The sequence below is a fragment of the Pseudomonas sp. S150 genome, from assembly GCF_004526365.1.
GTDB classification, from domain to species: domain Bacteria; phylum Pseudomonadota; class Gammaproteobacteria; order Pseudomonadales; family Pseudomonadaceae; genus Aquipseudomonas; species Aquipseudomonas putida_A.
In genome coordinates this window covers 2,260,618-2,281,453 of the sequence record NZ_CP038207.1, presented here as the reverse complement: position 1 = coordinate 2,281,453, position 20,836 = coordinate 2,260,618, and the positions used below count along the sequence as shown (strand labels likewise).

Here is a 20,836-nt window from a genome sequence, read left to right as displayed (position 1 = left end):
GGGGAAATTGGAAATGTATCGAAGTCGAAAAACCGGCGGTGTTATGCCGCTGGGCGGCAATCCCGATTGTTGCAGATGGAAATAAAACCTGTGGTGAGGGGATTTATCCCCGATGGGCTGCGCAGCAGCCCCCCAATCCATACATGATGGTGTAACAGATGAACCGCATTCGCTGGTTTGGGGCGGCTTCGCCACCCTTCGGGGATGAATCCCCTCACCACAAAAGCTCTTTTCACCACAGTGTTGCTGTTAACTCTCGGGGTCTTTACCAACTTCGTATTGGCGGAGCTTATTAGCGATGGTGGTATGCGAAACCCCCAACCGCTTACCCAGTTGCCGACTGCTCGGGTGTTCGGAGTACAGCCGCTCCAGTACGGCTTTCTCAAAACGCCCGACGATCTCGTCCAGCCCGCCCTCCAGCGAGAAATCGCCAAGCGGCTGACGCACGCCGTAATCCGGCAGGCGAATGTGTTCGACCTTGACCGTGCCGCCCTCGCACAGTGAAACCGCCTGGAACAGCACGTTCTCCAGCTGCCGCACGTTGCCCGGCCAGTGATAATGACTGAGGCGATCCATTGCTGCCGGCGCCAGTTTCGGCAGCGAACAACCGATCTGGCGGCTGGCCTGATCGAGGAAGTGCTCGACCAGCGGAGTCAAGCCGTCGAGGCATTCGCGCAGTGGCGGGATGTGCAGCGACAACACGTTCAAGCGGTGATACAGATCCTGACGAAACTCGCCGCGCGCGCACAGCTCGGACAAGTCGACCTGAGTGGCGCAGATCACCCGCACATCCAGATACACCTCTTCATCACTGCCGACCCGGCGGAAACAGCCGTCCTGCAGAAAGCGCAGCAACTTCACTTGCAAGCGCGGGCTCATTTCACCGACGCCATCGAGGAACAGCGTACCGCCCGCCGTCAGTTCCAGCAGGCCGAGCTTGCCTTCGGCGCGCGCGCCCTCAAAGGCACCGGGGCCGTAGCCGAACAGTTCGGTCTCGGCCATCGACTCTGGCAGCCCTGCACAGTTGAGCGCCATCAGCGGCGACTGCCCACGCGGACTGGCGAGGTGACAGGCACGGGCCAGCAATTCTTTGCCGGTGCCGGTTTCGCCTTCGATCAATAGCGGCGCATCCAGCGGCGCCATGCGCCGCGCTTCACGCACGACAGCGGCCATCACTTTCGAGCTCTGGAAGATACTGTCGAAGCCACGCAATTCCTGTTTGCGCACGTTATAGATGCGCTCACCGACGCGGTCGGCGCGGTGCAAGGTCAGTACCGCACCGGCCATGGCTTCGCTGTCGTCGTGCTCCGATTGCAGCGGCGCGATGTCGGCGAGAAAGATGTCGCCCTTGACCTTGACGCGCATGCCGTTGATTCGCGATTTGTTGGCGCGCACCAGTTCCGGCAGGTCGAAATCCTCGGCATAGCGCGACAGCGGAATCCCCGGCACTTCATCCACGCGCACTCCGAGCAACTGCGCCGCCGCGCGGTTGGCCGCAACGATCGAGCCGCCCATGTCGATCGACAGCACCGGGAATTCCAGCGCGCCAAGCAACGCGTTCAACTCCATGTGCCGACGCTCGCTGGGCATCAACCCGACGCGCTTGACGCCAAACACCCCGGCAATCGCCTCGAACTTCGGTCGCAGCGCCTGAAACTGGATGTTGATCAGATTCGGGCAGTGCAGGTAGATCGCATTGCCGTGCTCGCCGCCGACCTCGCCGCGTGCAACGTTGATCCCGTACTCCACCAGCAGGTTGAGGATGTCGCGCAGGATGCCGATGCGGTTTTGGCAGTGGACTTTGATACGCATAAAAGGAGGCCCGACAAGGATGAGGGGTTGAACACAATCCCTGTGGGAGCGGGCTTGCTCGCGAAGACGGTGTGTCAGTCGCCATTCATTCAGCTGACACACCGCTTTCGCGAGCAAGCCCGCTCCCACAAGAGATTTGCGCTGCGGTTTTGCCTGACTTTTCTGTCGAGGCACGCAGATAGTTGTCAAGATTATGTGACAGCCACAGCCCTTTTCAAACCTGCAAATCACCGCAAATGCGTGATATCAGTCAAAGCGTAACGATTTATTTACGAAATACGGCGATTGTTCCTACTAGGAACGCACTCAACCTGCTGCACGCCACCGCACTCTCGGGTAATTCTCAGTCCATCGCTGGACATAACAAGAACGAATTCCCCTAGCAGGAGAGCAGTATGAAGCAGACGCAATACGTGGCCCGCGAGCCCGATGCGCAAGGTTTTATCGACTACCCCGCCGAAGAGCATGCGGTGTGGAACACGCTGATCACCCGCCAGTTGAAAGTGATCGAGGGTCGGGCGTGCCAGGAGTACCTGGACGGTATCGAAAAACTCGGTCTGCCCCACGACCGCATTCCGCAGCTGGGCGAGATCAACAAGGTGCTCGGTGAGACCACCGGTTGGCAGGTTGCCCGCGTCCCGGCACTGATCCCCTTCCAGACCTTCTTCGAATTGCTCGCCAGCAAACAGTTTCCGGTGGCCACGTTCATTCGCACCCGCGAAGAACTGGACTACCTGCAAGAGCCGGACATTTTTCATGAGATCTTCGGCCACTGCCCGCTGCTGACCAACCCGTGGTTCGCCGAATTCACTCACACCTACGGCAAGCTCGGCCTGCAGGCCACCAAGGAAGAGCGCGTGTACCTGGCGCGCCTGTACTGGATGACCATCGAGTTCGGCCTGGTCGACACCCCGCAAGGCAAACGCATCTACGGCGGCGGCATCCTGTCCTCGCCGAAGGAGACCGTTTACTCGCTGTCGGACGAGCCCGAGCATCAGGCCTTCGATCCGCTGGAAGCCATGCGCACACCGTATCGCATCGACATTCTGCAGCCGCTGTACTTTGTCCTGCCGAACCTCAAGCGCCTGTTCGATGTCGCCCATGAAGACATCATGGCCATGGTTCGCCAAGGCATGCAGCTGGGTTTGCACGCACCGAAGTTTCCGCCAAAACCGAAAGCCGCGTGATCCGCGACTTTTGCTGAGAATTGAGTCTGTCAGTCGCCGTCACTTTGGTTTAGCGTGACGGCATTGACGGGCCGATAGCTTCTATAAAAAAAACACACTCGATTTCAGGAATCACACCATGTCCACTTTGAACCAAGCCCACTGCGAAGCCTGCCGCGCCGATGCGCCACAAGTCAGCGACGAAGAACTGCCGATCCTGATCAAGCAGATCCCTGACTGGAACATCGAAGTACGCGACAGCATCATGCAACTGGAGAAAGTCTTCCTGTTCAAGAACTTCAAGCATGCGCTGGCGTTCACCAACGCCGTAGGCGAGATCTCCGAGGCCGAAGGTCACCACCCGGGCCTGCTGACCGAGTGGGGCAAAGTCACCGTGACCTGGTGGAGCCACTCGATCAAGGGCCTGCACCGCAACGACTTCATCATGGCCGCGCGCACTGACGAAGTGGCCAAGACCGCAGAAGGACGCAAGTAATGCACTTTGACGCCATCGGCCGGGTACCCGGCGACCCGATCCTCGGTTTGATGGAGGCCTATGCGCAGGACACTAACCCGCGCAAATTTGACCTCGGCGTTGGCGTCTACAAGGATGCCCAGGGCCTGACGCCGATCCCCGAAGCGGTGAAAATCGCCGAGGCGCGACTGGTCGAAAGCCAGGACACCAAGACCTACATCGGCGGGCACGGCAATCCGCTGTTCGGCAAAGTCATCAATGAGCTGGTGCTTGGCGCCGACTCGAAGCTGATCACCGAACAGCGCGCCGGCGCCACCCAGACGCCGGGCGGCACCGGTGCCCTGCGTCTGGCAGCCGACTTCATCGCCCAGTGCCTGCCGGGCAAAGGCGTGTGGCTGAGCAACCCGACCTGGCCGATCCACGAAACGATCTTCGCTGCGGCCGGGGTCAAGGTCAGTCACTACCCGTACGTGGGCAGCGACAACCGCCTCGACGTCGATGCGATGCTCGCCGTGCTTAACGAAGTGCCGCACGGCGACGTGGTGCTGCTGCATGCCTGCTGCCACAACCCGACCGGTTTCGACCTGAACCATGACGACTGGCAGCGTGTGCTCGACGTCGTGCGCCGCCGTGACCTGCTGCCGCTGATCGACTTTGCCTACCAGGGCTTTGGCGACGGACTGGAACAGGACGCGTGGTCGACCCGACTGTTCGCCGCCGAGGTGCCAGAGCTGCTGATCACCAGCTCCTGCTCGAAGAACTTCGGCCTGTACCGCGACCGTACCGGCGCGCTGATTGTCTGCGCGAAAACCGCCGACAAGCTGATCGACATCCGCAGCCAACTGGCCAACATCGCCCGCAACCTGTGGTCGACGCCACCGGATCACGGCGCGGCCGTGGTGGCGACCATCCTCGCCGACCCGGAGCTGAAAGCGCGCTGGGCCGATGAAGTGGAAGCCATGCGCTTGCGCATCGCCCAATTGCGCAGCGGTCTGGTCGAAGCACTGGAACCGCACGGTCTGCGCGAGCGCTTTGCGCACATTGGCGTGCAACGCGGAATGTTCTCCTACACCGGGCTGTCGCCGGAGCAGGTCAAGCAACTGCGTGAGCAGCACAGCGTGTACATGGTCAGCTCGGGTCGGGCCAACGTCGCCGGGATCGACGCCACGCGCCTGGCATTGCTGGCCGAGGCCATCGCCAACGCCTGCAAATAAGCCCGCGCCCCCCCCCCTTGTAGGAGTGAGCCCTGTGGTGAGGGGATTTATCCCCGATGGGCAGCGAAGCGGCCCCAACACTGCAATCGCGAAATGTCTGACATGGCGCGTGCAATTGTTTTACGACTGCTTCGCAGCCGATCGGGGATAAATCCCCTCGCCACAGGTTCATTCACACCCACACTTGGAATACGCCCTCCCCTGCGGCCATCTGTCGCATTATTTTCAATTAAAAGTCTGATTGTCATTTTTCCTGCTGTATCCTGCGCAGGCTTTCAAGAAGCGCGGATCTACCAGATCTATCAACAGACTTAGCGAGGAGCGCAACCATGCACGAGATTCCTAATCTCCCCTTCCCAAGCCTGCACGTACCTGAGCAGACGACCACGCAACAAGCCGGCGCCCAGCAGCCCGAGCCGAAAGAAGCCGTTGAGAGCCGCCAGGCCGACAGCGAAGAGTAAAAACCCGCCGTACAGACCGTGTGGAAAGCGCTAAGATGCGCTTTCCACACTGCCTGAAACCGAGCCCGCCATGACCGACGAATTCTCTGAAAGCCAAGCTGCCGTCCTGATCGGCGCCACCGAGAAAATGATCGAGATCTGGAACCGTCTCTCCCCGGAAAAACAGGCCGCCCTGCTCGCCCGTTTCGGCAGCGAAGAAAACGCCCTCGCCGCCCTCGTCACCACGCAACTGGTCGCCCCGGCCAAACCGTGATTCCACCCTCCCGGCAAATAGTTTTACTTTTCCCCGCCCCTGACGCGTGCGCGCCGGTATCATAAGCAGCCTATCTAATCCTGCTTTGCCGTGGATCGTTTCTCATGTCGTCCTCTATGCCACAACCCCAGCGCCCCCTGGCGGTCACGCTGCAAGTCGTGTCCATCGTCCTCTTCACCTTCATCGGCTACCTGAACATCGGCATTCCGCTCGCCGTGCTGCCGGGTTACGTCCACAGCGATCTTGGCTTTGGCGCGGTGATCGCCGGGCTGGTGATCAGCGTGCAATACCTCGCCACCCTGCTCAGCCGTCCGTACGCCGGCAAGATCATCGACAACCAGGGCAGTAAACGCGCAGTGATGATCGGGCTGGCCGGTTGCGGCTTGAGCGGCGTGTTCATGCTGATTTCGGCGTGGACACCGAACCTGCCGATGCTCAGCCTGATCAGCCTGTTGATCGGCCGTCTGGTGCTGGGCAGCGCGGAAAGTCTGGTGGGCTCCGGTTCGATCGGCTGGGGCATCGGCCGCGTTGGCGCGGCGAACACCGCCAAAGTCATCTCTTGGAACGGCATCGCCAGTTACGGCGCGCTCGCGGTCGGCGCGCCGTTCGGGGTCTGGCTGGTCGGCCAGCTGGGATTGTGGAGCATGGGCGTCAGCATCATTCTGCTGGCAGCGCTGGGCCTGCTGCTGGCCTGGCCGAAAACCGCGGCGCCGATTGTCGCCGGCGAGCGCTTGCCGTTCATGCATGTGCTCGGTCGCGTGTTCCCCCACGGCTGCGGCCTGGCGCTGGGCTCGATCGGGTTCGGCACCATCGCCACCTTCATCACCCTGTATTACGCCACCCGGCACTGGGACAACGCGGTGCTGTGCCTGAGCCTGTTCGGCGCCAGCTTCATCGGCGCGCGACTGCTGTTCGGCAACCTGATCAACCGCCTCGGCGGCTTCCGCGTAGCGATCGCCTGCCTCTCGGTGGAAACCCTCGGCCTATTACTGCTGTGGCTGGCGCCGGATGCGCATTGGGCGCTGGCCGGGGCGGCGTTGAGCGGTTTCGGCTTCTCGCTGGTATTCCCGGCGCTGGGCGTGGAAGCGGTGAACCTGGTGCCAGCCTCCAGCCGTGGTGCGGCGGTCGGCGCGTATTCGTTGTTCATCGATTTGTCGCTGGGGATCACCGGACCATTGGCGGGGGCAATTGCGGCCGGTTTCGGCTTTGCTTCGATCTTTCTGTTTGCCGCCATTGCCTCACTGAGCGGCCTGATCCTGAGTGTGTATTTGTACCGCATTACACCAAAACACCACTTTCATTGATCGCCCAATATTGGCCATTCATTGGTTCCGAATGGCCAATAAACAACTGCGGCTTCTATACGCTAACCATGCAAACGGAAAATGGCGAAACTACCGTTCTCTCTATTTTTACTGGATACAAACACAATTTTTCGATCTTCCTGAACAGCGAGATCGTGAATAATCTGGTCTTTTTGAAATACAACCTTTCCAACATTACCAAACCCCTCGTCCCAACCCATGTCTTGTTCAAGACTGGCAATAAATGCCTGACTATCCGACCCAACACGCAAATAAGCATAACCTGCTACCACAACGGTTGATTTCAAATTATAGAGTGCTGCTTTCGTCATATAGATATCGCTGAAATCATCAGTGATAAATCCTCCCCACCCTTGTTTGCCAAAAAGTGGATCTTCCTCGCCTTTGAGCCCGCGACGTTGAAGCTGGAGAAACAGATACTGCCGAGCTCCATTATCCGAAGTACCTATAATATAAAACTGAGAACGATCGTCGCGTTTCAGAATGAAGTTTTTAACCGAAGGTGCTCCATCATAATATCCTCCGACCCCAAAACTGGCGTCAAGATCACCACGGGCATCATACCGGCCAACAAACCAACGTTTATCACGCAGGCCCTCTGAAGCGGCGACAATATAACCATCGTCTTGGCGAAACATATCCTGTCCTATGACTAAAACAGACGGACCTCGAAAAACCAATCGGTACCCACCATTACCGAACGCTCCGTCCAAACTACCGTTATTTTTTAACTTGACCAGGATCGCACTATCGAAAAGTCCTCTTTCATCAAGCGTGGTCAGAAGCAAAACGCCGCCATCGTCCAATAATTCCATAGTTCCGTGGTAGTCGCGCCCCTTATCCGCCAGAGGTTGCTTCACCTTTGGAACATCTGAACTTGCAGGAACAACCTCTTTCGCATCCAGACTCCACAACATGACTCCTTTGCTACCAAACCCTTCATCAAGTCCCCCATTCAAATCGAATCGAGCCAGACCGGTAGCACGATTAAAGCCGTCTTTACGAGCGAAGAACCCCAACACATACTTGCCATGAACACTATCAAACTTCACGCTATAGGGCTGCGGCAAATCCCACCCAGGAAAAAACTCCGAGAGTTTGAAAAAAACACTACCCGCTTTTCCGAAACTCTCGTCGATACCTCCTTCCTCATCAAGCATGCACAGGTAAATCTCTTGCCGCTCCTCGTCAGTTGCTGCGCAAAGAATCCTGTTCGGTTCTGAGAGAAGAGTGACGACCCGAGATTGAAGTCTCTGATGTTCTTTTCCATATAAAACGACCTCACCGCGCACACCAAAATCAGTATCAGGAGTACCACGCACAACATTTAAGTTACTCATTTGCTTTTGCTCAATCAATAAAAAGAAAGCTCAGTAAACGTGTAACAGGAATCCGGCACACCTGTCAGATATGACAGTCAGGTAGACCAATTAGTAATAAGAGAGTCGTTCGATATCCGGAAATTGATTTAAATTGAGTGGCGCGTAATGGATACATTGCTCGCGCCTGCTGAAATGGAACAATTTCAAGACGCCAATTCTTAAAAATCCACCTTGCCGCGCCCAGCCTTGATGCTGCCGCGCTTGGTCTTGGATTCGAGCCGGCGCTTCTTCGAGCCGAGGGTTGGTTTGGTCGGGCGGCGTTTCTTTTCAACCTTGGTGGCGCTGAGGATCAACTCGGTCAGGCGCTCCAGCGCATCGGTCCGGTTGGCTTCCTGCGTGCGGTACTGCTGAGCCTTGATGATCAGCACGCCATCGCTGGTGATGCGACTGTCACGCAGCGCCAGCAGCCGTTCCTTGTAGAACTCGGGCAAGGACGAGGCCGGAATGTCGAAGCGCAGGTGCACGGCGCTGGAGACCTTGTTGACGTTCTGCCCACCGGCGCCTTGCGCGCGGATGTACGTCAGTTCGATCTCGGCATCCGGCAAATGCACGTTGTTGGAAATCTCCAGCATGGAAAAAAGTCCGAATTCAGAGCGTGCAGGATACCGCGATTAGCCACAAAGCAGGTCTCCTGCGGCCATGCGCAACTTCTTGCATCAATCGTTTCGCGTTATGATCCCCAGCGAAAATTTACCAGTTCAATGCAGGAAGCATAAGCATGAGCAATAAAGCAGTTATCGTTTTTAGTGGCGGACAGGACTCGACGACCTGTTTGATCCATGCACTGAGCCACTATGACGAAATTCATTGCATCACGTTTGACTATGGTCAGCGTCATCGCGCGGAAATCGAAGTCGCGCAGCAACTGGCCAAACAGCTCGGCGTGACCGTGCATAAAGTGATGGATGTATCTTTGCTGAATGAGCTGGCCATCAGCAGCCTGACTCGCGACAACATCCCGGTTCCGACGGTTAATAGTTCTGGCGAAAGTCTGCCGAGCACCTTTGTACCGGGAAGAAACATCCTGTTTTTGACCCTCGCCTCTATTTACGCCTATCAGGTACAAGCCAGAACGGTCATCACCGGGGTTTGCGAAACGGACTTCTCGGGCTACCCGGATTGCCGGGACGAGTTCGTCAAGGCACTGAACAAAGCCCTTGAGCTGGGCATGGATTACCCATTGAAACTTGATACTCCGCTGATGTGGCTGAACAAGGCGGAAACCTGGGCATTGGCCGATCATCACCATCAGCTTGATTTGGTTCGCCACCAGACACTGACCTGCTACAACGGCATAACCGGTAGCGGATGTGCAAATTGCGACGCTTGCAATCTTCGCGCAAAAGGCCTCAATGAGTTTTTGGAAAACAAGGATGAGGTGATGAACAGCTTGAAAACGAAGCTGAATCTGCAATAAAGCACCCAGCATATAAAAATGCGCTCACTTGTAAATTTCGAGTGAGCGCATTATTTAATCCATCAAGCCTGACTACCCGTCAGATACCTCTTGAACAATGACCTGGCACCGTATGCCGGCATGATATTGAAGAACGCAAAACCGACCTTTATCGCGATCTGGACGTAAATCATGCTGAGTATCGCGCTGTTCTCCATCGTCCCGTAAAAGGCGATGTAGCAGAAAAGAAAACTGTCGATTATCACCGCAAACAAAGTACTCAGAAACACCCGCAAGAAGAGAAATCGGGAGTTGGTCAGTTCTTTGATTTTGCACAACAGATAAGAGTTTATATTTTCCGACACCAGAAACGATACAGACGAAGCTACCAGCACCGACGACAACTGACTGATCACATCATTGTAAGGCCCGTCGAGTTTCCACCCGGGTAGCCCGGGAAGGTACGTAGTCATGGCCAGCAAAATGATAATGGCCGCATTACTGATGAACGCGAAGAGTATCGCCTTGCGCGCCAACCGGAGGCCGAAGGTTTCATTCAGCAAGTCGACGATCAAAAACGTCAGCGGATACAGGAAAGTACCCGGCGTTACGACAATATCAAAATATTCCAGATAGATAGGCTTGGTCGCCGCAATGCTGGTAAAAATATAAAGCGTGAACAGCATCAGGTTCAGAATGATATAAATCATCCAGGAACTCTCGTGGCGATCATTTATTTCATAAGCGGTAAGCGACCCTCCCTGGGAGTAGAATTTCTTGTACAGATTCTTTACTTCTATCTTGTTCAGATTATCCATAATCTCACTATTCAACACTTCACTCAGCTTTATTTTAATTATCTTGCCTGTCGCAATGACCATGATCACCGCCAGGCTTTTTCCGTTTTCGAACCCCAACAACTTATATTTGGTGTTTTCCCTTTCAACGCTGCAATCCATTAAATCGTTCCTCGATTATATCCCCGATCACACAAACACTCTCCAGCGCAAGATCAACATCAGTCGTTATGAATAACCTTTTGCTGACTTTGTCATACACCAGTTTTTCCTTGTCGATACTTGCCGCGCCCTTCTGCACGATCAGCAGGTCGCCCGGTTCATTCATGCCACTGACTTCATTTTCCAGCAGGACGCCTATCAAATTGAAGGACGTTCCAAAATAGTAAGTCAGTGGAAAAATCGTCGCCAACTCGCCGATTCGCTTATCCAGATTCTGCACAAGCAGACTTTCCTTGATGACAGGCACTGCCGCCGGGTTCATGTTGCCCTGCGGCGAGATGCTGCTGTCGATGATTTCCTTTTCTTCAAACGAGATCGTCTCTATCTCTTCGTAGGACACTCCGAAAAAGTCGGAAATCTTGCGCACAGTGGACTGCTGTACGTTGACCACTTTACCTTCAAGAATGTTGTAGATCGTGGTTCGGGTCAGTCCACTGGAATTACATAACGACAGCTGCGTTTCCCCACGACTCTTTATCAGGTACTTGATATTGTTCTTCAGATTCTCCGATCGTTCTCTTCTGTGCATGGAATGCTTACCGTCTTTTATAAAGGCAATATGAAAATACCCCTCGAATCATCATTCAGGGACTCAACAGGCCCACTAGGAAATAGTTATACGGGTATTAGAGCCGCGGCAGATCATAGCATTCCCCCTCCCTGATTTCGGCATAAACATAGTGTCAACAACACCGCTGGCGTGAACCAAAAAGAACAATTCGAATTCTGTACTGACCCGTCAGTTCTGCTTATCGGCCAGCAGAATCTCGTGAATAGCGATCCTTCCCGCCTGCAGTTTTACACCCTGAGGCCCGGAGAAAAGAATCATTTTATTTGAACAATGTTCATTTTTCTGATTAATTTTCTGGTGTTCCGCCGTGAAAAACCTATGATGCGACGGGCAACCGGGCTGTCGGCAGCGACCGCAGTCAGCAGAAAACGGGTCGTCGATACAGAGATTAGTTTGCGCGCACTGCCGCGAAAACAAGGAATCCGCTGTATCCGGTCGGTCAAGGGCAGAAACGCACGCACCCTCCGGTAAAACCAAGGAAGTCGCGCTCGTTCGCAGCGCGCTGCACACAGGGAAGGAATACAGACAATGGCAGTCCATACCGAACCGCTCATGAACCAGGCTGATCTGCTGCAACGGGGCCTGGCGGATCTGTGGGCGCAAGACGCCGAACTGGCAGGGATCCTCGACGCGGAAGTTGCCCGTCAGCACCAGGTGCTGTCGCTGGTCTCCTCCTCTTGCGCCGTCAGGCCCATGACCCTGGCCGCCTCCGCTTCGGCACTGGTCAATGTGACGGCCGAGGGGTTGCCCGGCAGACGTTACGGCGGCGGGTGCGAAAACGTCGATCTGGTCGAAGCGCTTGCCATCCGCAGAGCGCGGGAACTGTTCGATGCCCAGTACGCAAGCGTGCAATCGCATTCGGCATCAAACGCCAATTACCACGTGCTGACCGCCCTGCTCGAACCAGGCGATACCTTGCTGGGAATGGGCGTCAAATACGGCGGCCATCATACCCATGGCAGTTCCACCTCATTCGCCGGCATTTACTACAAGGCGATTCGGTACGGCACGACTTCAGCGGGGGTCATCGATTACGACCAGGTGCGCAAACTGGCGCTCGCCCATCGCCCACGCATCATCATGTGCGGCGCGACGGCGTACTCACGGGTCATCGATTTCCAACGATTTCGCGAGATTGCCGATGAAGCCGGCGCCATCCTGCTCGCCGATATTTCGCATATCGCCGGACTGGTTGCCACAGGGCGGCATCCCAGTCCGATCGACGTCGCACACGTCACCACCACCTGCACCCACAAACAACTCATGGGCCCGCGCGGCGGTCTGATCCTTTCGGGTCAAGCGGCGAACACCAAGGTGCCCGGCTTGAGGACGACATTCAGCCGCGCCCTCGACCAGGCCGTTTATCCGCGAATGCAGGGCGCGCCTGCCGTCAACATGATCGCCGCGAAGGCGGCGGCTCTGGCTTACGCAAAGTCCACGGAGTTCGACAGAAGCATGGGGCGGATTCGCAGCACGGCTGACGAGTTCGCCAGCGCCTTTCAGGCTCACGACTACGAAGTCGTCGGCGGGGGCAGTGAGAACCATACGGTATTGATTCGGTTGCGTGGCGGCATCACCGGCGCTATTGCCGAGTCGGCGCTGGAGCGTTGCGCAATTATCGTGGACAAATATCGTGTACCGGGCGAGACACGCCCTTCACTCATTACCAGCGGTCTGCGCATCGGCACGGGCTCCATCGCGCAGCGCAGAATCGATCCGCAGGGATGTCGCCAGATCGTCGATCTGATCTGCCGGATCCTCGACAGTGTGAGACCGATCAGCGAGCAGGATTACCTGCTGGAACCGGCCTTGCGCGAGCAATTCCGGTTGCAGACCGAAGCGTTCTGCACAGCCCATCCCATCGCCGAATACGTCTGACGACCAATAAAAAACCCGGCACATTGGCCGGGTTTCTCACTTTCTGCGTCTGGCTTACTTCGCGGCAGAACCCGCCGCGTGCAGCGCCTGCTGCGCTCCACGCTTGTTCTTGATCACGTAGCAGACCCACATGAACACGACCCACACCGGAATCGCATACACCGAGATCTGGATGCCCGGGATCAGCAGCATCACGCCAAGGATGAACACCACGAACGCCAGGCAGATGTAGTTGCCGTACGGGTACCACAGCGCCTTGAACAGTGGTGTCTGCTGCGTCTTGTTCATGTGCTGACGGAACTTGAAGTGCGAGAAGCTGATCATCGCCCAGTTGATCACCAGCGATGCAACCACCAGCGACATCAGCAGTTCCAGCGCCTGCTGCGGGATCAGATAGTTGAGCAGCACCGCCACCAGCGTGACAGCCGCGGACGCGAGGATCGAACGCACCGGCACGCCGCGCTTGTCGATCTTCGCCAGACCTTTCGGCGCATCGCCCTGCTCGGCCATGCCCAGCAGCATGCGGCTGTTGCAGTAGGTGCCGCTGTTGTACACCGACAGCGCTGCGGTCAGCACCACGAAGTTGAGGATGTGCGCGGCAGTGTTGCTACCGAGCATCGAGAACACCTGCACGAACGGGCTGCCGCTGTACGAATCGCCGGACGCGTTGAGGGTTGCCAGCAGGCTGTCCCAAGGAGTCAGCGACAGCAGGATCACCAGGGCGCCGATGTAGAAAATCAGGATGCGGTAGATCACCTGGTTGATCGCTTTCGGGATCACGGTTTTCGGCTTGTCCGCTTCGGCTGCAGTGAAACCGAGCATTTCCAGGCCACCGAAGGAGAACATGATGATCGCCATGGCCATCACCAGGCCGCTGACGCCGTTGGGAAAGAACCCGCCGTGCGACCACAGGTTACTGACCGAGGCCTGTGGGCCGCCATGGCCGCTGACCAGCAGGTAGCTGCCCAGCGCAATCATGCCGACGATCGCCACGACTTTGATGATCGCGAACCAGAATTCGGCCTCCCCGAAGACTTTGACGTTGGCCAGGTTGATCGCGTTGATCAGCACGAAGAAGGCGGCGGCGGTGACCCAGGTCGGGATGTCCGGCGCCCAGTAATGGATGTATTTGCCGACTGCAGTCAGCTCCGACATGCCCACCAGAATGTACAGAATCCAGCAGTTCCAGCCCGACAGGAAACCGGCAAAACCGCCCCAGTACTTGTGCGCGAAATGACTGAAGGAACCGGCCACCGGCTCTTCGACGATCATCTCGCCGAGCTGGCGCATGATCATGAAGGCGATGAAGCCGCAGATGGCGTAGCCGAGGATCATCGACGGGCCGGCGGATTTCAGGACCCCGGCCGAGCCGAGGAACAATCCGGTACCGATCGCGCCACCGAGGGCGATCAGTTGAATATGGCGATTTTTCAGGCCGCGTTTCAGCTCGCCTGATTGCGAGGGTTGTCCACTCATGAAAAAGGTCTCACGCAAGGTTTGATGATGTTCAGTAGACGTTGCTGCAAGGTTGCGATTTCAGACAACCCCGATCAAACCCCAGCGCAAGCACCAGGAATTCAGCGTTTTTACAACGGTCATGCGTCACCTGTTTGTTTTTATCTGTGACGAAATCGAACCCGACACGCTTGTGACGTGGCGGAGTGAACAAGGCGGATAACCTTGAGGTTTGCGCGATTACGCAGAGGGTCACAGTTAAAACGCGGCGCATTGTACACCGCTAACCCCCTGCTGCCAGACCCCGCTGGATCAGCGTGGCGCTTGCCGGGATTGCGTGGGTCCGCCTCGAGACACTCGGGCGGCTGCAAAAATTGAGTCAGGCCTTTGCTGGCCATCGACGGGGACGAGGAAAAAAACGTCCCGCGCAGAGAAGTGGAGATCGATCACGGCGTTCATTGCGCCTCCTTCTTGTTATGCACCTGCACGACAGGCATGAGGCGCATCTCAGCCTGCAAACAGCGCTGAAACAAGCGCGCCAGAGCCCTGCGCGACGCCTTTGCAGCCGGGCTTCGGCAGGTTTTCCTTACAGCGTAGGCAAGGGGGTAAATCCACTGGGCTTCATCGGGATTTTCGTAAATTTTTCTTTACGACGCGTAACGCAGATTTTCCATTTCGGAAAATTCTGTAGGACGTCTGCAAATTGACGGTAGCAAGCTTGCTAATGAAAGTTGCCGCTTAGTTTTTTGTTTTCAAATAAGAAATCCGCCGCTTAAAAACAGAATAAAAAGTTTATTTAAATTTTAAATAAATAATTTTTTGCATTACAAAACACCCTGAACTAGGTTCTTCACGTCTTGCCGGCCAACTCGACCGGCCAGTCATACCCGTGAAAGTCATCTAGGAGATCGACCATGCAAGCACTGGAAAAAGACCTGGACACCGAACTGCAACTGGACGAATGGTTCGAAGCACCGACCCATGAGGCGGCCGTGGAAATGATGCAAGCCGACGCGGTGGTTCCGTTCGGCACGGCGATGTGGCCTCTGTAAGACATCCCCGGGCAGGCACGATCCGGCCGGTCGTGCCTGCCGCTTTCTTCACGGTCAGTCAGGGAGGACTCATGGATAAGCCCCGCGCGATCTCGCATTTCCTTTACTACCTCGAACATCACCCTGCCCTTGCCGGTCTCGATTCGGCGAAGGTACTGCTCGGCCACACCGCCGATTACGAAGCCCTGACCGGCGCCATCGCCGAACAGGCCGGCGATCATCCCCGCTTCACGTTCAGTGCCCGTCGCCTGGACTTGGAAAGCACCGCAACGCTGACTGCAGCTATCGCCGACAGCGATCTGTACATTTTCTTCTACGACTCTTCCACCCTGCCCAACCCGCGCCCCGACGGCCCGGAGTTCGTTCGCGCCCTGCAGGGCGTGATGGCGGAAAACTGGAAGAAGTCGCTGCTGTTCAAGGATTACGGCGACTATTTCTACGACACTTTCAGCGTCACCCCGCAGCGCATCGCCGGGCTCAACAGCCACTTGATCCAGCGCATGTCCCAAGCGACGACGCTGAGCTTCAAGGACGACCACGGCTCCTGGTTTGAAACGCCGCTGAGCAGCATCAAGAAGTGGACCGACATCAACGGTGTCGGCAACTTCGACCTGGCCCCCGGCGAAATCGCCACCCACAGCGAAGCCATCAACGGCCATGTGAAATTCAAGGGCACGTTCCTCAGCACCATCCCGTTTGCGCGCAAGTACGGCGTGCTGGAGTCGCCACTGGAACTGTGGATCGAGAATTCGACCATCAGCCGCATCGCCACCGACGTGCCGGGGCTGGAGCATGATTTCAACAAATACCTGGACGCCAACCCGTCGAACCGGCGCATCGAGGAACTGGGGATTGGCACCAACGAAGGGGTAAAAGATCTGTATGCGCGCAATGCCGGGTTCGAAGAGCGGCACTGTGGGTTGCATCTGGGGCTGGGTGGTGGGGCCAAGGGCAGTCATCACCTGGACCTGATCTTCTCTGGCGGGGTGTTGGCGCTGGATGACAAGCCAGTGTTTGATGGGCGGTTTGTGTTCTAGCCTGATTTTTCTTTATTGAAGCCACTGGCCTCTTCGCGACCAAGCCCGCTCCCACAGTAGGATTTGTGTACGACGCAGATCCACTGTGGGAGCGGGCTTGCCCGCGAAGAGGCCCGCTCAGACGCTACATACCTTCCGCCAGACGAAAAAAAACGCCAACCCTGCGGTTGGCGTTTTTCATTCAGACGCTAAAGCCGATCACTCCGGCTTCTTGCGCCCGAAACCCGGACGCTGACCGGAACCGGCCGGAGCACCACGACGCTTGCCCGACGGCTTGTCGCCGTCGACCAGCTTGATCCCCGGACGCTTCGGTGCAGGCTTGGCCGGACGCTTGTTGGTGGTGTCGGCAGGACGATCCGCCACCGGCGTACCGCGACCGGCCGGCGCACGACCTTCGCCACGCTCGGTACGACCACGCGGAGCGCGCTCGCCATCCGGACGTGCAGCCGGCTTGCGACCCGGACGCTCGCCTTCGATCTGCGGCTCACGGCTCGGACGCGGACCGGTCGGCGCACCAGCGGCTGGACGCAGGGTACGCACGCGCTCGGTCTTGGCCATCGGCCGCGACGATTTGCGCTGCATACGTTCCAGCTTGTCCTTGCTCTTGGCGTTGAGTTGCGGCATCGCTACTGGCGTCAGGCCGACTTCAGCACTCAGTACATCGACTTCGTACTGGCTCATTTCGCGCCAGCGGCCCATCGGCAGATCAGAGTTGAGGAACACCGGACCGAAACGCACGCGCTTCAGACGGCTGACCACCAGCCCTTGGGATTCCCACAGACGACGAACCTCACGGTTACGGCCTTCCATCACCACGCAGTGATACCAGTGGTTGAAGCCTTCGCCACCCGGTGCCTGTTGAATGTCGGTGAAACGCGCCGGGCCGTCTTCCAGCACCACGCCAGCCTTCAGGCGCTCGATCATTTCATCGTCGACTTCACCGCGTACACGCACGGCGTACTCACGGTCCATTTCGTAGGATGGGTGCATTAGGCGGTTGGCCAGTTCACCGTCGGTGGTGAACATCAGCAGACCGGTGGTGTTGATGTCGAGACGACCGATGTTGATCCAGCGGCCTTCTTTCGGGCGCGGCAGCTTGTCGAACACGGTCGGGCGGCCTTCCGGGTCGTCACGGGTGCAGATCTCGCCATCGGGCTTGTTGTACATGATCACGCGGCGTACCGACTCGGCAGCCTCTTCGCGCTTGATCACCTTGCCATCGATGGTGATGGCGTCGTGCATGTCGACGCGCAGGCCGAGGGTGGCGTCTTTGCCATTGACCTTGATCCGGCCCTGGCTGATCCAGGCTTCGACGTCACGGCGCGAGCCAACGCCGATACGGGCGAGGACTTTCTGCAGTTTTTCGCCTGCTGGGCCGATTTCCTGGTCGTCTTGCTGATTGATGTCACTCATCTGGGCACCTCCCGGTGTGGTCTGTTCAGGCGGCGCCTGAAGCATTGAAATCTGGTTTTCGGGCGAAGGGATCGCCGAAGGGTCGCGAATCATACGCGGATGTGCGCCATCGCGCATCAGAGACTAGCTGATCGATCGCCAGTTATTTCTTTTTCCGCCGACCGGCGCCACCGAGCTTGATCAGGCGCAGCGCGGCTTCGGCCAGCACCGTACGCTTGTCGTCTTTGTCGAGTTTCTTCCAGACACGGATCTCGCGCTTGCTGCGGCCACAGCCGAGACAGATGTCGTCGCTGAACTTGCAGAGGCTGATGCACGGGTCTTTGGTGGAACTCATCGAATACTCCAGAACAACACTTGCCCCTGTGGGAGCGGGCTTGCTCGCGAATGCGCTGTATCAGGCAATGCATGCATATCTGACACACCGCATTCGCGAGCAAGCCCGCTCCCACAGGGGTTGACCAGTGATCTTGAAAACCGGATCAGTCTTCAAATTCGCGGCGTTCGGCCTCGATGGCTTCGGCCAGCGCACGGGCTTCGGCTTCTTCTTCGCTCAGCTCGGGTTCAGGTTCTGGCACCGGTTGTTCGAGGGCGGCGACGGCGGCCAGGAGTTTTTCCCGGGCCTCGGCAACGCCCAGCACATCCTCTTCCGGTTCGGCTTCAGGCTCGGCCTCAAGTTCAACGTCAATCGCCGGCTCGACGGTCTCGGCTTCCGGCTCAGTCGTCGACGCTTCACCATCCGCAGCATCGCGCAACAGATCGTCGAAGTCGGTCTTGATCCCCTCCTCCATGCTGTCCAGCTCCAGCAACAGCGTGTGGAAACTGGTTTCTTCCTTCGGTTCTTCCGATTCGGCGCTGGCGTCGGCCTGTTCCTGCAGGCCCTGCGGTACCGGTGCGTCGTCAAAATCGAGGACCGGCTCGGTTTCCATCTCGCGCAGCTCAGCCAGCGGTGGCAGGTCTTCGAGGTTCTTCAGGTTGAAGTGATCGAGAAACGCCTTGGTAGTGGCGAACATCGCCGGCTTGCCCGGCACGTCGCGGTAACCGACGATGCGGATCCACTCGCGCTCGATCAGCGTCTTGACGATGTTGGTATTGACCGCCACACCCCGCACGTCTTCAATCTCGCCGCGGGTGATCGGCTGGCGATAGGCAATCAGCGCCATGGTTTCCAGCAGCGCGCGGGAGTAACGCTGCGGACGCTCTTCCCACAGACGGCCGACCCACGGTGAAAACTTCTCGCGGATCTGCAAGCGGTAGCCGGAGGCGACTTCCTTGAGCTCGAACGCGCGGCCTTCGCAGGACTTGGCCAGCAGGCTCAGGGCTTTCTTGAAGACCGGCGGTTCAGGGCGCTCGCCTTCTTCGAACAGTTCGAAAAGGCGTTCAAGCGATTGCGGCTTTCCCGAGGCCAACAGAAAGGCTTCAAGCAGGGGCGCCAGCTCGCGGGGTTCAGTCAGGTTCATGTTTCGACTCGTTATTCGGCTCGGGCTCGCACGTGGATCGCGGCGAACGGCTCATTCTGCACCAGCTCGACCAAGGATTCCTTGACCAGCTCAAGGATTGCCATAAAGGTCACCACCACGCCGAGGCGACCTTCCTCGGCGGTGAACAGCTCGACGAACGGCACAAAGCCGCCGCCCTTGAGCCGTTCCAGCACATCGCTCATGCGCTCGCGGGTCGACAGTGCCTCGCGGCTGACCTGGTGGCTCTCGAACATATCGCCCCGGCGCAGCACTTCGGCCATGGACATCAGAATCTCTTCCAGCGCGACATCCGGCAACAGCTTGCGCGCCCGGGCTTCCGGGGCGTCGAGCTTGGGCACGACCACATCGCGACCGACCCGGCTCAGGCCATCGATGCCTTCGGCGGCAGCCTTGAAGCGCTCGTATTCCTGCAGGCGACGGATCAGTTCGGCGCGCGGGTCATCCTCTTCGTCTTCGACGGTTTCGGCGCGCGGCAGGAGCATCCGCGACTTGATCTCGGCCAGCATCGCCGCCATCACCAGATACTCGGCGGCCAGCTCCAGACGCACCGACTGCATCAATTCGACATAGCCCATGTACTGGCGGGTGATTTCCGCCACGGGGATGTCGAGGATGTTGATGTTCTGTTTGCGGATCAGGTACAGCAGCAAGTCGAGCGGGCCTTCGAAGGCTTCGAGAAACACTTCCAGCGCATCCGGCGGGATGTACAGGTCCAGCGGCATTTCCGTGACCGCCTGGCCATAGACCATGGCAAACGGCAGTTCCTGCTGGGCGCCGGCCTGGGGATCGACAACGGTTTCCACTGCGGACATTCAGGCCTCGACCATGAACGGCGCGGGGTCGCCGCAACCGACGCGGATCACTTCCGGGTCGTCGCCGGTCAGGTCAATCACGGTGGACGCCTTGATCCCGCCGAAACCGCCGTCGATGATCAGGTCCACCTGGTGTTCCAGCAATTGGCGCATTTCGTACGGGTCGCTCAGCGGATCTTCATCGCCGGGCATGATCAGGGTCACGCTCATCAGCGGCTCGCCAAGTTCGGCCAGCAACGCCAGGGCAATCGGATGGCTCGGCACCCGCAGGCCGATGGTGCGTTTCTTCGGATGCAGCAACAGGCGCGGCACTTCGCGGGTGGCGTTGAGAATAAAGGTGTAAGGCCCCGGCAGATGCGCCTTGAGAATGCGGAAGGTGCCGGTGTCGATCTTGGCGTAGTTGCCCAGTTGCGACAGGTCGCTGCAGATCAGCGCAAAGTTGTGCTTCTCGTCGAGCTGACGCAGACGGCGCACGCGCTCGATCGCGGTCTTGTCGCCGATCTGGCAACCGATGGCGTAGGAAGAGTCCGTGGGATAAATCACCACCCCGCCCTTGCGGATGATCTCGACTGCCTGTTTGATCAGGCGCGCTTGCGGGTTTTCCGGATGGATCTGGAAAAATTGACTCACGTTTTCT

The 20,836-nt window shown here is 57.7% G+C and carries 21 protein-coding genes; 10 read left to right on the top strand and 11 right to left on the bottom strand.

Annotation, left to right across the window (positions count from 1 at the left end; genetic code table 11):
- Positions 1 to 249 precede the first annotated feature (249 nt).
- Complete coding sequence (locus E3Z29_RS10540) at positions 250 to 1,812, bottom strand: sigma-54-dependent transcriptional regulator (RefSeq protein WP_096796287.1); 1,563 nt, start codon at positions 1,810 to 1,812, stop codon at positions 250 to 252.
- Between the two features lie 395 nt (positions 1,813 to 2,207).
- Here E3Z29_RS10540 and phhA point away from each other — a divergent pair, with 395 nt between their 5' ends.
- The 6 genes from phhA to E3Z29_RS10515 all read left to right on the top strand — a co-directional run bounded on the left by phhA (position 2,208) and on the right by E3Z29_RS10515 (position 6,685).
- Entirely contained in the window at positions 2,208 to 2,999 is a 792-nt protein-coding gene (phhA, locus tag E3Z29_RS10535) for a phenylalanine 4-monooxygenase (RefSeq protein WP_007965510.1), read from the top strand.
- 118 nt (positions 3,000 to 3,117) lie between these two features.
- Positions 3,118 to 3,474 (top strand): 4a-hydroxytetrahydrobiopterin dehydratase, encoded by a 357-nt coding sequence (locus E3Z29_RS10530; RefSeq protein ID WP_003222798.1) that lies wholly within the window; start codon positions 3,118 to 3,120, stop codon positions 3,472 to 3,474.
- Positions 3,474 to 4,667, top strand: coding sequence for an amino acid aminotransferase (locus tag E3Z29_RS10525; RefSeq protein WP_134785724.1), 1,194 nt, complete (start codon positions 3,474 to 3,476; stop codon positions 4,665 to 4,667). Before E3Z29_RS10530 ends, E3Z29_RS10525 begins: the two co-directional genes overlap by 1 nt.
- A 329-nt stretch (positions 4,668 to 4,996) precedes the next feature.
- Positions 4,997 to 5,128 (top strand): hypothetical protein, encoded by a 132-nt coding sequence (locus E3Z29_RS29590; protein ID WP_256214475.1) that lies wholly within the window; start codon positions 4,997 to 4,999, stop codon positions 5,126 to 5,128.
- Positions 5,129 to 5,198: 70 nt separating this feature from the next.
- The gene (locus E3Z29_RS10520; RefSeq protein ID WP_003222790.1) at positions 5,199 to 5,381 is read left to right on the top strand and encodes a hypothetical protein; all 183 of its coding nucleotides are present in this window, start codon (positions 5,199 to 5,201) and stop codon (positions 5,379 to 5,381) included.
- Positions 5,382 to 5,485: 104 nt separating this feature from the next.
- Positions 5,486 to 6,685: an MFS transporter gene (locus E3Z29_RS10515; RefSeq protein WP_134785723.1), complete on the top strand. Its 1,200-nt coding sequence runs from the start codon at positions 5,486 to 5,488 to the stop codon at positions 6,683 to 6,685.
- A 62-nt stretch (positions 6,686 to 6,747) separates the two neighbouring features.
- Here E3Z29_RS10515 and E3Z29_RS10510 read toward each other — a convergent pair whose 3' ends face one another.
- Both E3Z29_RS10510 and arfB read right to left on the bottom strand, forming a co-directional pair.
- Positions 6,748 to 8,046, bottom strand: a complete 1,299-nt coding sequence (locus E3Z29_RS10510) for a hypothetical protein (RefSeq protein ID WP_134785722.1) — start codon at positions 8,044 to 8,046, stop codon at positions 6,748 to 6,750.
- Positions 8,047 to 8,246: 200 nt separating this feature from the next.
- Positions 8,247 to 8,660 (bottom strand): alternative ribosome rescue aminoacyl-tRNA hydrolase ArfB, encoded by a 414-nt coding sequence (gene arfB, locus E3Z29_RS10505; RefSeq protein ID WP_134785721.1) that lies wholly within the window; start codon positions 8,658 to 8,660, stop codon positions 8,247 to 8,249.
- Positions 8,661 to 8,806: 146 nt separating this feature from the next.
- On the opposite strand from arfB, the gene queC reads away from it, so the two are divergent.
- The gene (gene queC, locus E3Z29_RS10500; RefSeq protein WP_097090165.1) at positions 8,807 to 9,505 is read left to right on the top strand and encodes a 7-cyano-7-deazaguanine synthase QueC; all 699 of its coding nucleotides are present in this window, start codon (positions 8,807 to 8,809) and stop codon (positions 9,503 to 9,505) included.
- A gap of 62 nt (positions 9,506 to 9,567) precedes the next feature.
- Here queC and E3Z29_RS10495 read toward each other — a convergent pair whose 3' ends face one another.
- Positions 9,568 to 10,443, bottom strand: a complete 876-nt coding sequence (locus E3Z29_RS10495; RefSeq protein WP_027613965.1) for a queuosine precursor transporter — start codon at positions 10,441 to 10,443, stop codon at positions 9,568 to 9,570.
- The gene (locus tag E3Z29_RS10490; protein WP_134785720.1) at positions 10,427 to 11,032 is read right to left on the bottom strand and encodes a helix-turn-helix transcriptional regulator; all 606 of its coding nucleotides are present in this window, start codon (positions 11,030 to 11,032) and stop codon (positions 10,427 to 10,429) included. The genes E3Z29_RS10495 and E3Z29_RS10490 overlap by 17 nt, the downstream gene beginning before the upstream one ends.
- Before the next feature lie 570 nt (positions 11,033 to 11,602).
- Between E3Z29_RS10490 and glyA the strand changes: the two genes are divergently transcribed.
- Positions 11,603 to 12,952, top strand: a complete 1,350-nt coding sequence (gene glyA / locus E3Z29_RS10485) for a serine hydroxymethyltransferase (protein WP_097090166.1) — start codon at positions 11,603 to 11,605, stop codon at positions 12,950 to 12,952.
- A 54-nt stretch (positions 12,953 to 13,006) separates the two neighbouring features.
- On the opposite strand, the gene E3Z29_RS10480 is transcribed toward glyA, so the two are convergent.
- A complete protein-coding gene (locus E3Z29_RS10480; RefSeq protein ID WP_134785719.1) occupies positions 13,007 to 14,428 on the bottom strand; it encodes an amino acid permease in 1,422 nt (473 codons plus the stop codon).
- Between the two features lie 893 nt (positions 14,429 to 15,321).
- On the opposite strand from E3Z29_RS10480, the gene E3Z29_RS29370 reads away from it, so the two are divergent.
- Together E3Z29_RS29370 and E3Z29_RS10475 are read left to right on the top strand one after the other, a co-directional pair.
- Positions 15,322 to 15,459: a hypothetical protein gene (locus E3Z29_RS29370; protein WP_003222780.1), complete on the top strand. Its 138-nt coding sequence runs from the start codon at positions 15,322 to 15,324 to the stop codon at positions 15,457 to 15,459.
- Between the two features lie 71 nt (positions 15,460 to 15,530).
- The gene (locus E3Z29_RS10475; RefSeq protein WP_041073062.1) at positions 15,531 to 16,496 is read left to right on the top strand and encodes a hypothetical protein; all 966 of its coding nucleotides are present in this window, start codon (positions 15,531 to 15,533) and stop codon (positions 16,494 to 16,496) included.
- 198 nt (positions 16,497 to 16,694) lie between these two features.
- Here E3Z29_RS10475 and rluB read toward each other — a convergent pair whose 3' ends face one another.
- From rluB to E3Z29_RS10450, 5 genes are all read right to left on the bottom strand, one after another.
- Entirely contained in the window at positions 16,695 to 17,909 is a 1,215-nt protein-coding gene (rluB, locus tag E3Z29_RS10470; protein WP_027613970.1) for a 23S rRNA pseudouridine(2605) synthase RluB, read from the bottom strand.
- Positions 17,910 to 18,051: 142 nt separating this feature from the next.
- Complete coding sequence (locus tag E3Z29_RS10465; protein WP_134785718.1) at positions 18,052 to 18,243, bottom strand: DUF1289 domain-containing protein; 192 nt, start codon at positions 18,241 to 18,243, stop codon at positions 18,052 to 18,054.
- A gap of 145 nt (positions 18,244 to 18,388) precedes the next feature.
- Positions 18,389 to 19,366 carry an SMC-Scp complex subunit ScpB gene (gene scpB, locus E3Z29_RS10460; protein ID WP_134785717.1) on the bottom strand — a complete coding sequence of 326 codons (978 nt, stop codon included), beginning with the start codon at positions 19,364 to 19,366 and terminating at the stop codon, positions 18,389 to 18,391.
- An 11-nt stretch (positions 19,367 to 19,377) separates the two neighbouring features.
- Positions 19,378 to 20,076 carry a ScpA family protein gene (locus E3Z29_RS10455; RefSeq protein WP_171061841.1) on the bottom strand — a complete coding sequence of 233 codons (699 nt, stop codon included), beginning with the start codon at positions 20,074 to 20,076 and terminating at the stop codon, positions 19,378 to 19,380.
- A 123-nt stretch (positions 20,077 to 20,199) separates the two neighbouring features.
- On the bottom strand, positions 20,200 to 20,829 hold the full coding sequence (locus tag E3Z29_RS10450) for an L-threonylcarbamoyladenylate synthase (RefSeq protein ID WP_007966016.1): 630 nt from the start codon (positions 20,827 to 20,829) through the stop codon (positions 20,200 to 20,202).
- Positions 20,830 to 20,836 lie beyond the last annotated feature (7 nt).

What these genes read in the sequence shown, in the direction of transcription:
- rluB (WP_027613970.1), bottom strand. Translation starts at nt 17,909, where the DNA reads ATGAGTGACATCAATCAGCAAGACGACCAGGAAATCGGCCCAGCAGGC.
- E3Z29_RS29370 (WP_003222780.1), top strand. Translation starts at nt 15,322, where the DNA reads ATGCAAGCACTGGAAAAAGACCTGGACACCGAACTGCAACTGGACGAA.
- scpB (WP_134785717.1), bottom strand. Translation starts at nt 19,366, where the DNA reads ATGAACCTGACTGAACCCCGCGAGCTGGCGCCCCTGCTTGAAGCCTTT.
- E3Z29_RS10520 (WP_003222790.1), top strand. Translation starts at nt 5,199, where the DNA reads ATGACCGACGAATTCTCTGAAAGCCAAGCTGCCGTCCTGATCGGCGCC.
- E3Z29_RS29590 (WP_256214475.1), top strand. Translation starts at nt 4,997, where the DNA reads ATGCACGAGATTCCTAATCTCCCCTTCCCAAGCCTGCACGTACCTGAG.
- phhA (WP_007965510.1), top strand. Translation starts at nt 2,208, where the DNA reads ATGAAGCAGACGCAATACGTGGCCCGCGAGCCCGATGCGCAAGGTTTT.
- E3Z29_RS10515 (WP_134785723.1), top strand. Translation starts at nt 5,486, where the DNA reads ATGTCGTCCTCTATGCCACAACCCCAGCGCCCCCTGGCGGTCACGCTG.
- E3Z29_RS10490 (WP_134785720.1), bottom strand. Translation starts at nt 11,032, where the DNA reads ATGCACAGAAGAGAACGATCGGAGAATCTGAAGAACAATATCAAGTAC.
- queC (WP_097090165.1), top strand. Translation starts at nt 8,807, where the DNA reads ATGAGCAATAAAGCAGTTATCGTTTTTAGTGGCGGACAGGACTCGACG.
- E3Z29_RS10525 (WP_134785724.1), top strand. Translation starts at nt 3,474, where the DNA reads ATGCACTTTGACGCCATCGGCCGGGTACCCGGCGACCCGATCCTCGGT.
- glyA (WP_097090166.1), top strand. Translation starts at nt 11,603, where the DNA reads ATGGCAGTCCATACCGAACCGCTCATGAACCAGGCTGATCTGCTGCAA.
- E3Z29_RS10540 (WP_096796287.1), bottom strand. Translation starts at nt 1,812, where the DNA reads ATGCGTATCAAAGTCCACTGCCAAAACCGCATCGGCATCCTGCGCGAC.
- E3Z29_RS10475 (WP_041073062.1), top strand. Translation starts at nt 15,531, where the DNA reads ATGGATAAGCCCCGCGCGATCTCGCATTTCCTTTACTACCTCGAACAT.
- E3Z29_RS10480 (WP_134785719.1), bottom strand. Translation starts at nt 14,428, where the DNA reads ATGAGTGGACAACCCTCGCAATCAGGCGAGCTGAAACGCGGCCTGAAA.
- E3Z29_RS10465 (WP_134785718.1), bottom strand. Translation starts at nt 18,243, where the DNA reads ATGAGTTCCACCAAAGACCCGTGCATCAGCCTCTGCAAGTTCAGCGAC.
- E3Z29_RS10530 (WP_003222798.1), top strand. Translation starts at nt 3,118, where the DNA reads ATGTCCACTTTGAACCAAGCCCACTGCGAAGCCTGCCGCGCCGATGCG.
- arfB (WP_134785721.1), bottom strand. Translation starts at nt 8,660, where the DNA reads ATGCTGGAGATTTCCAACAACGTGCATTTGCCGGATGCCGAGATCGAA.
- E3Z29_RS10510 (WP_134785722.1), bottom strand. Translation starts at nt 8,046, where the DNA reads ATGAGTAACTTAAATGTTGTGCGTGGTACTCCTGATACTGATTTTGGT.
- E3Z29_RS10495 (WP_027613965.1), bottom strand. Translation starts at nt 10,443, where the DNA reads ATGGATTGCAGCGTTGAAAGGGAAAACACCAAATATAAGTTGTTGGGG.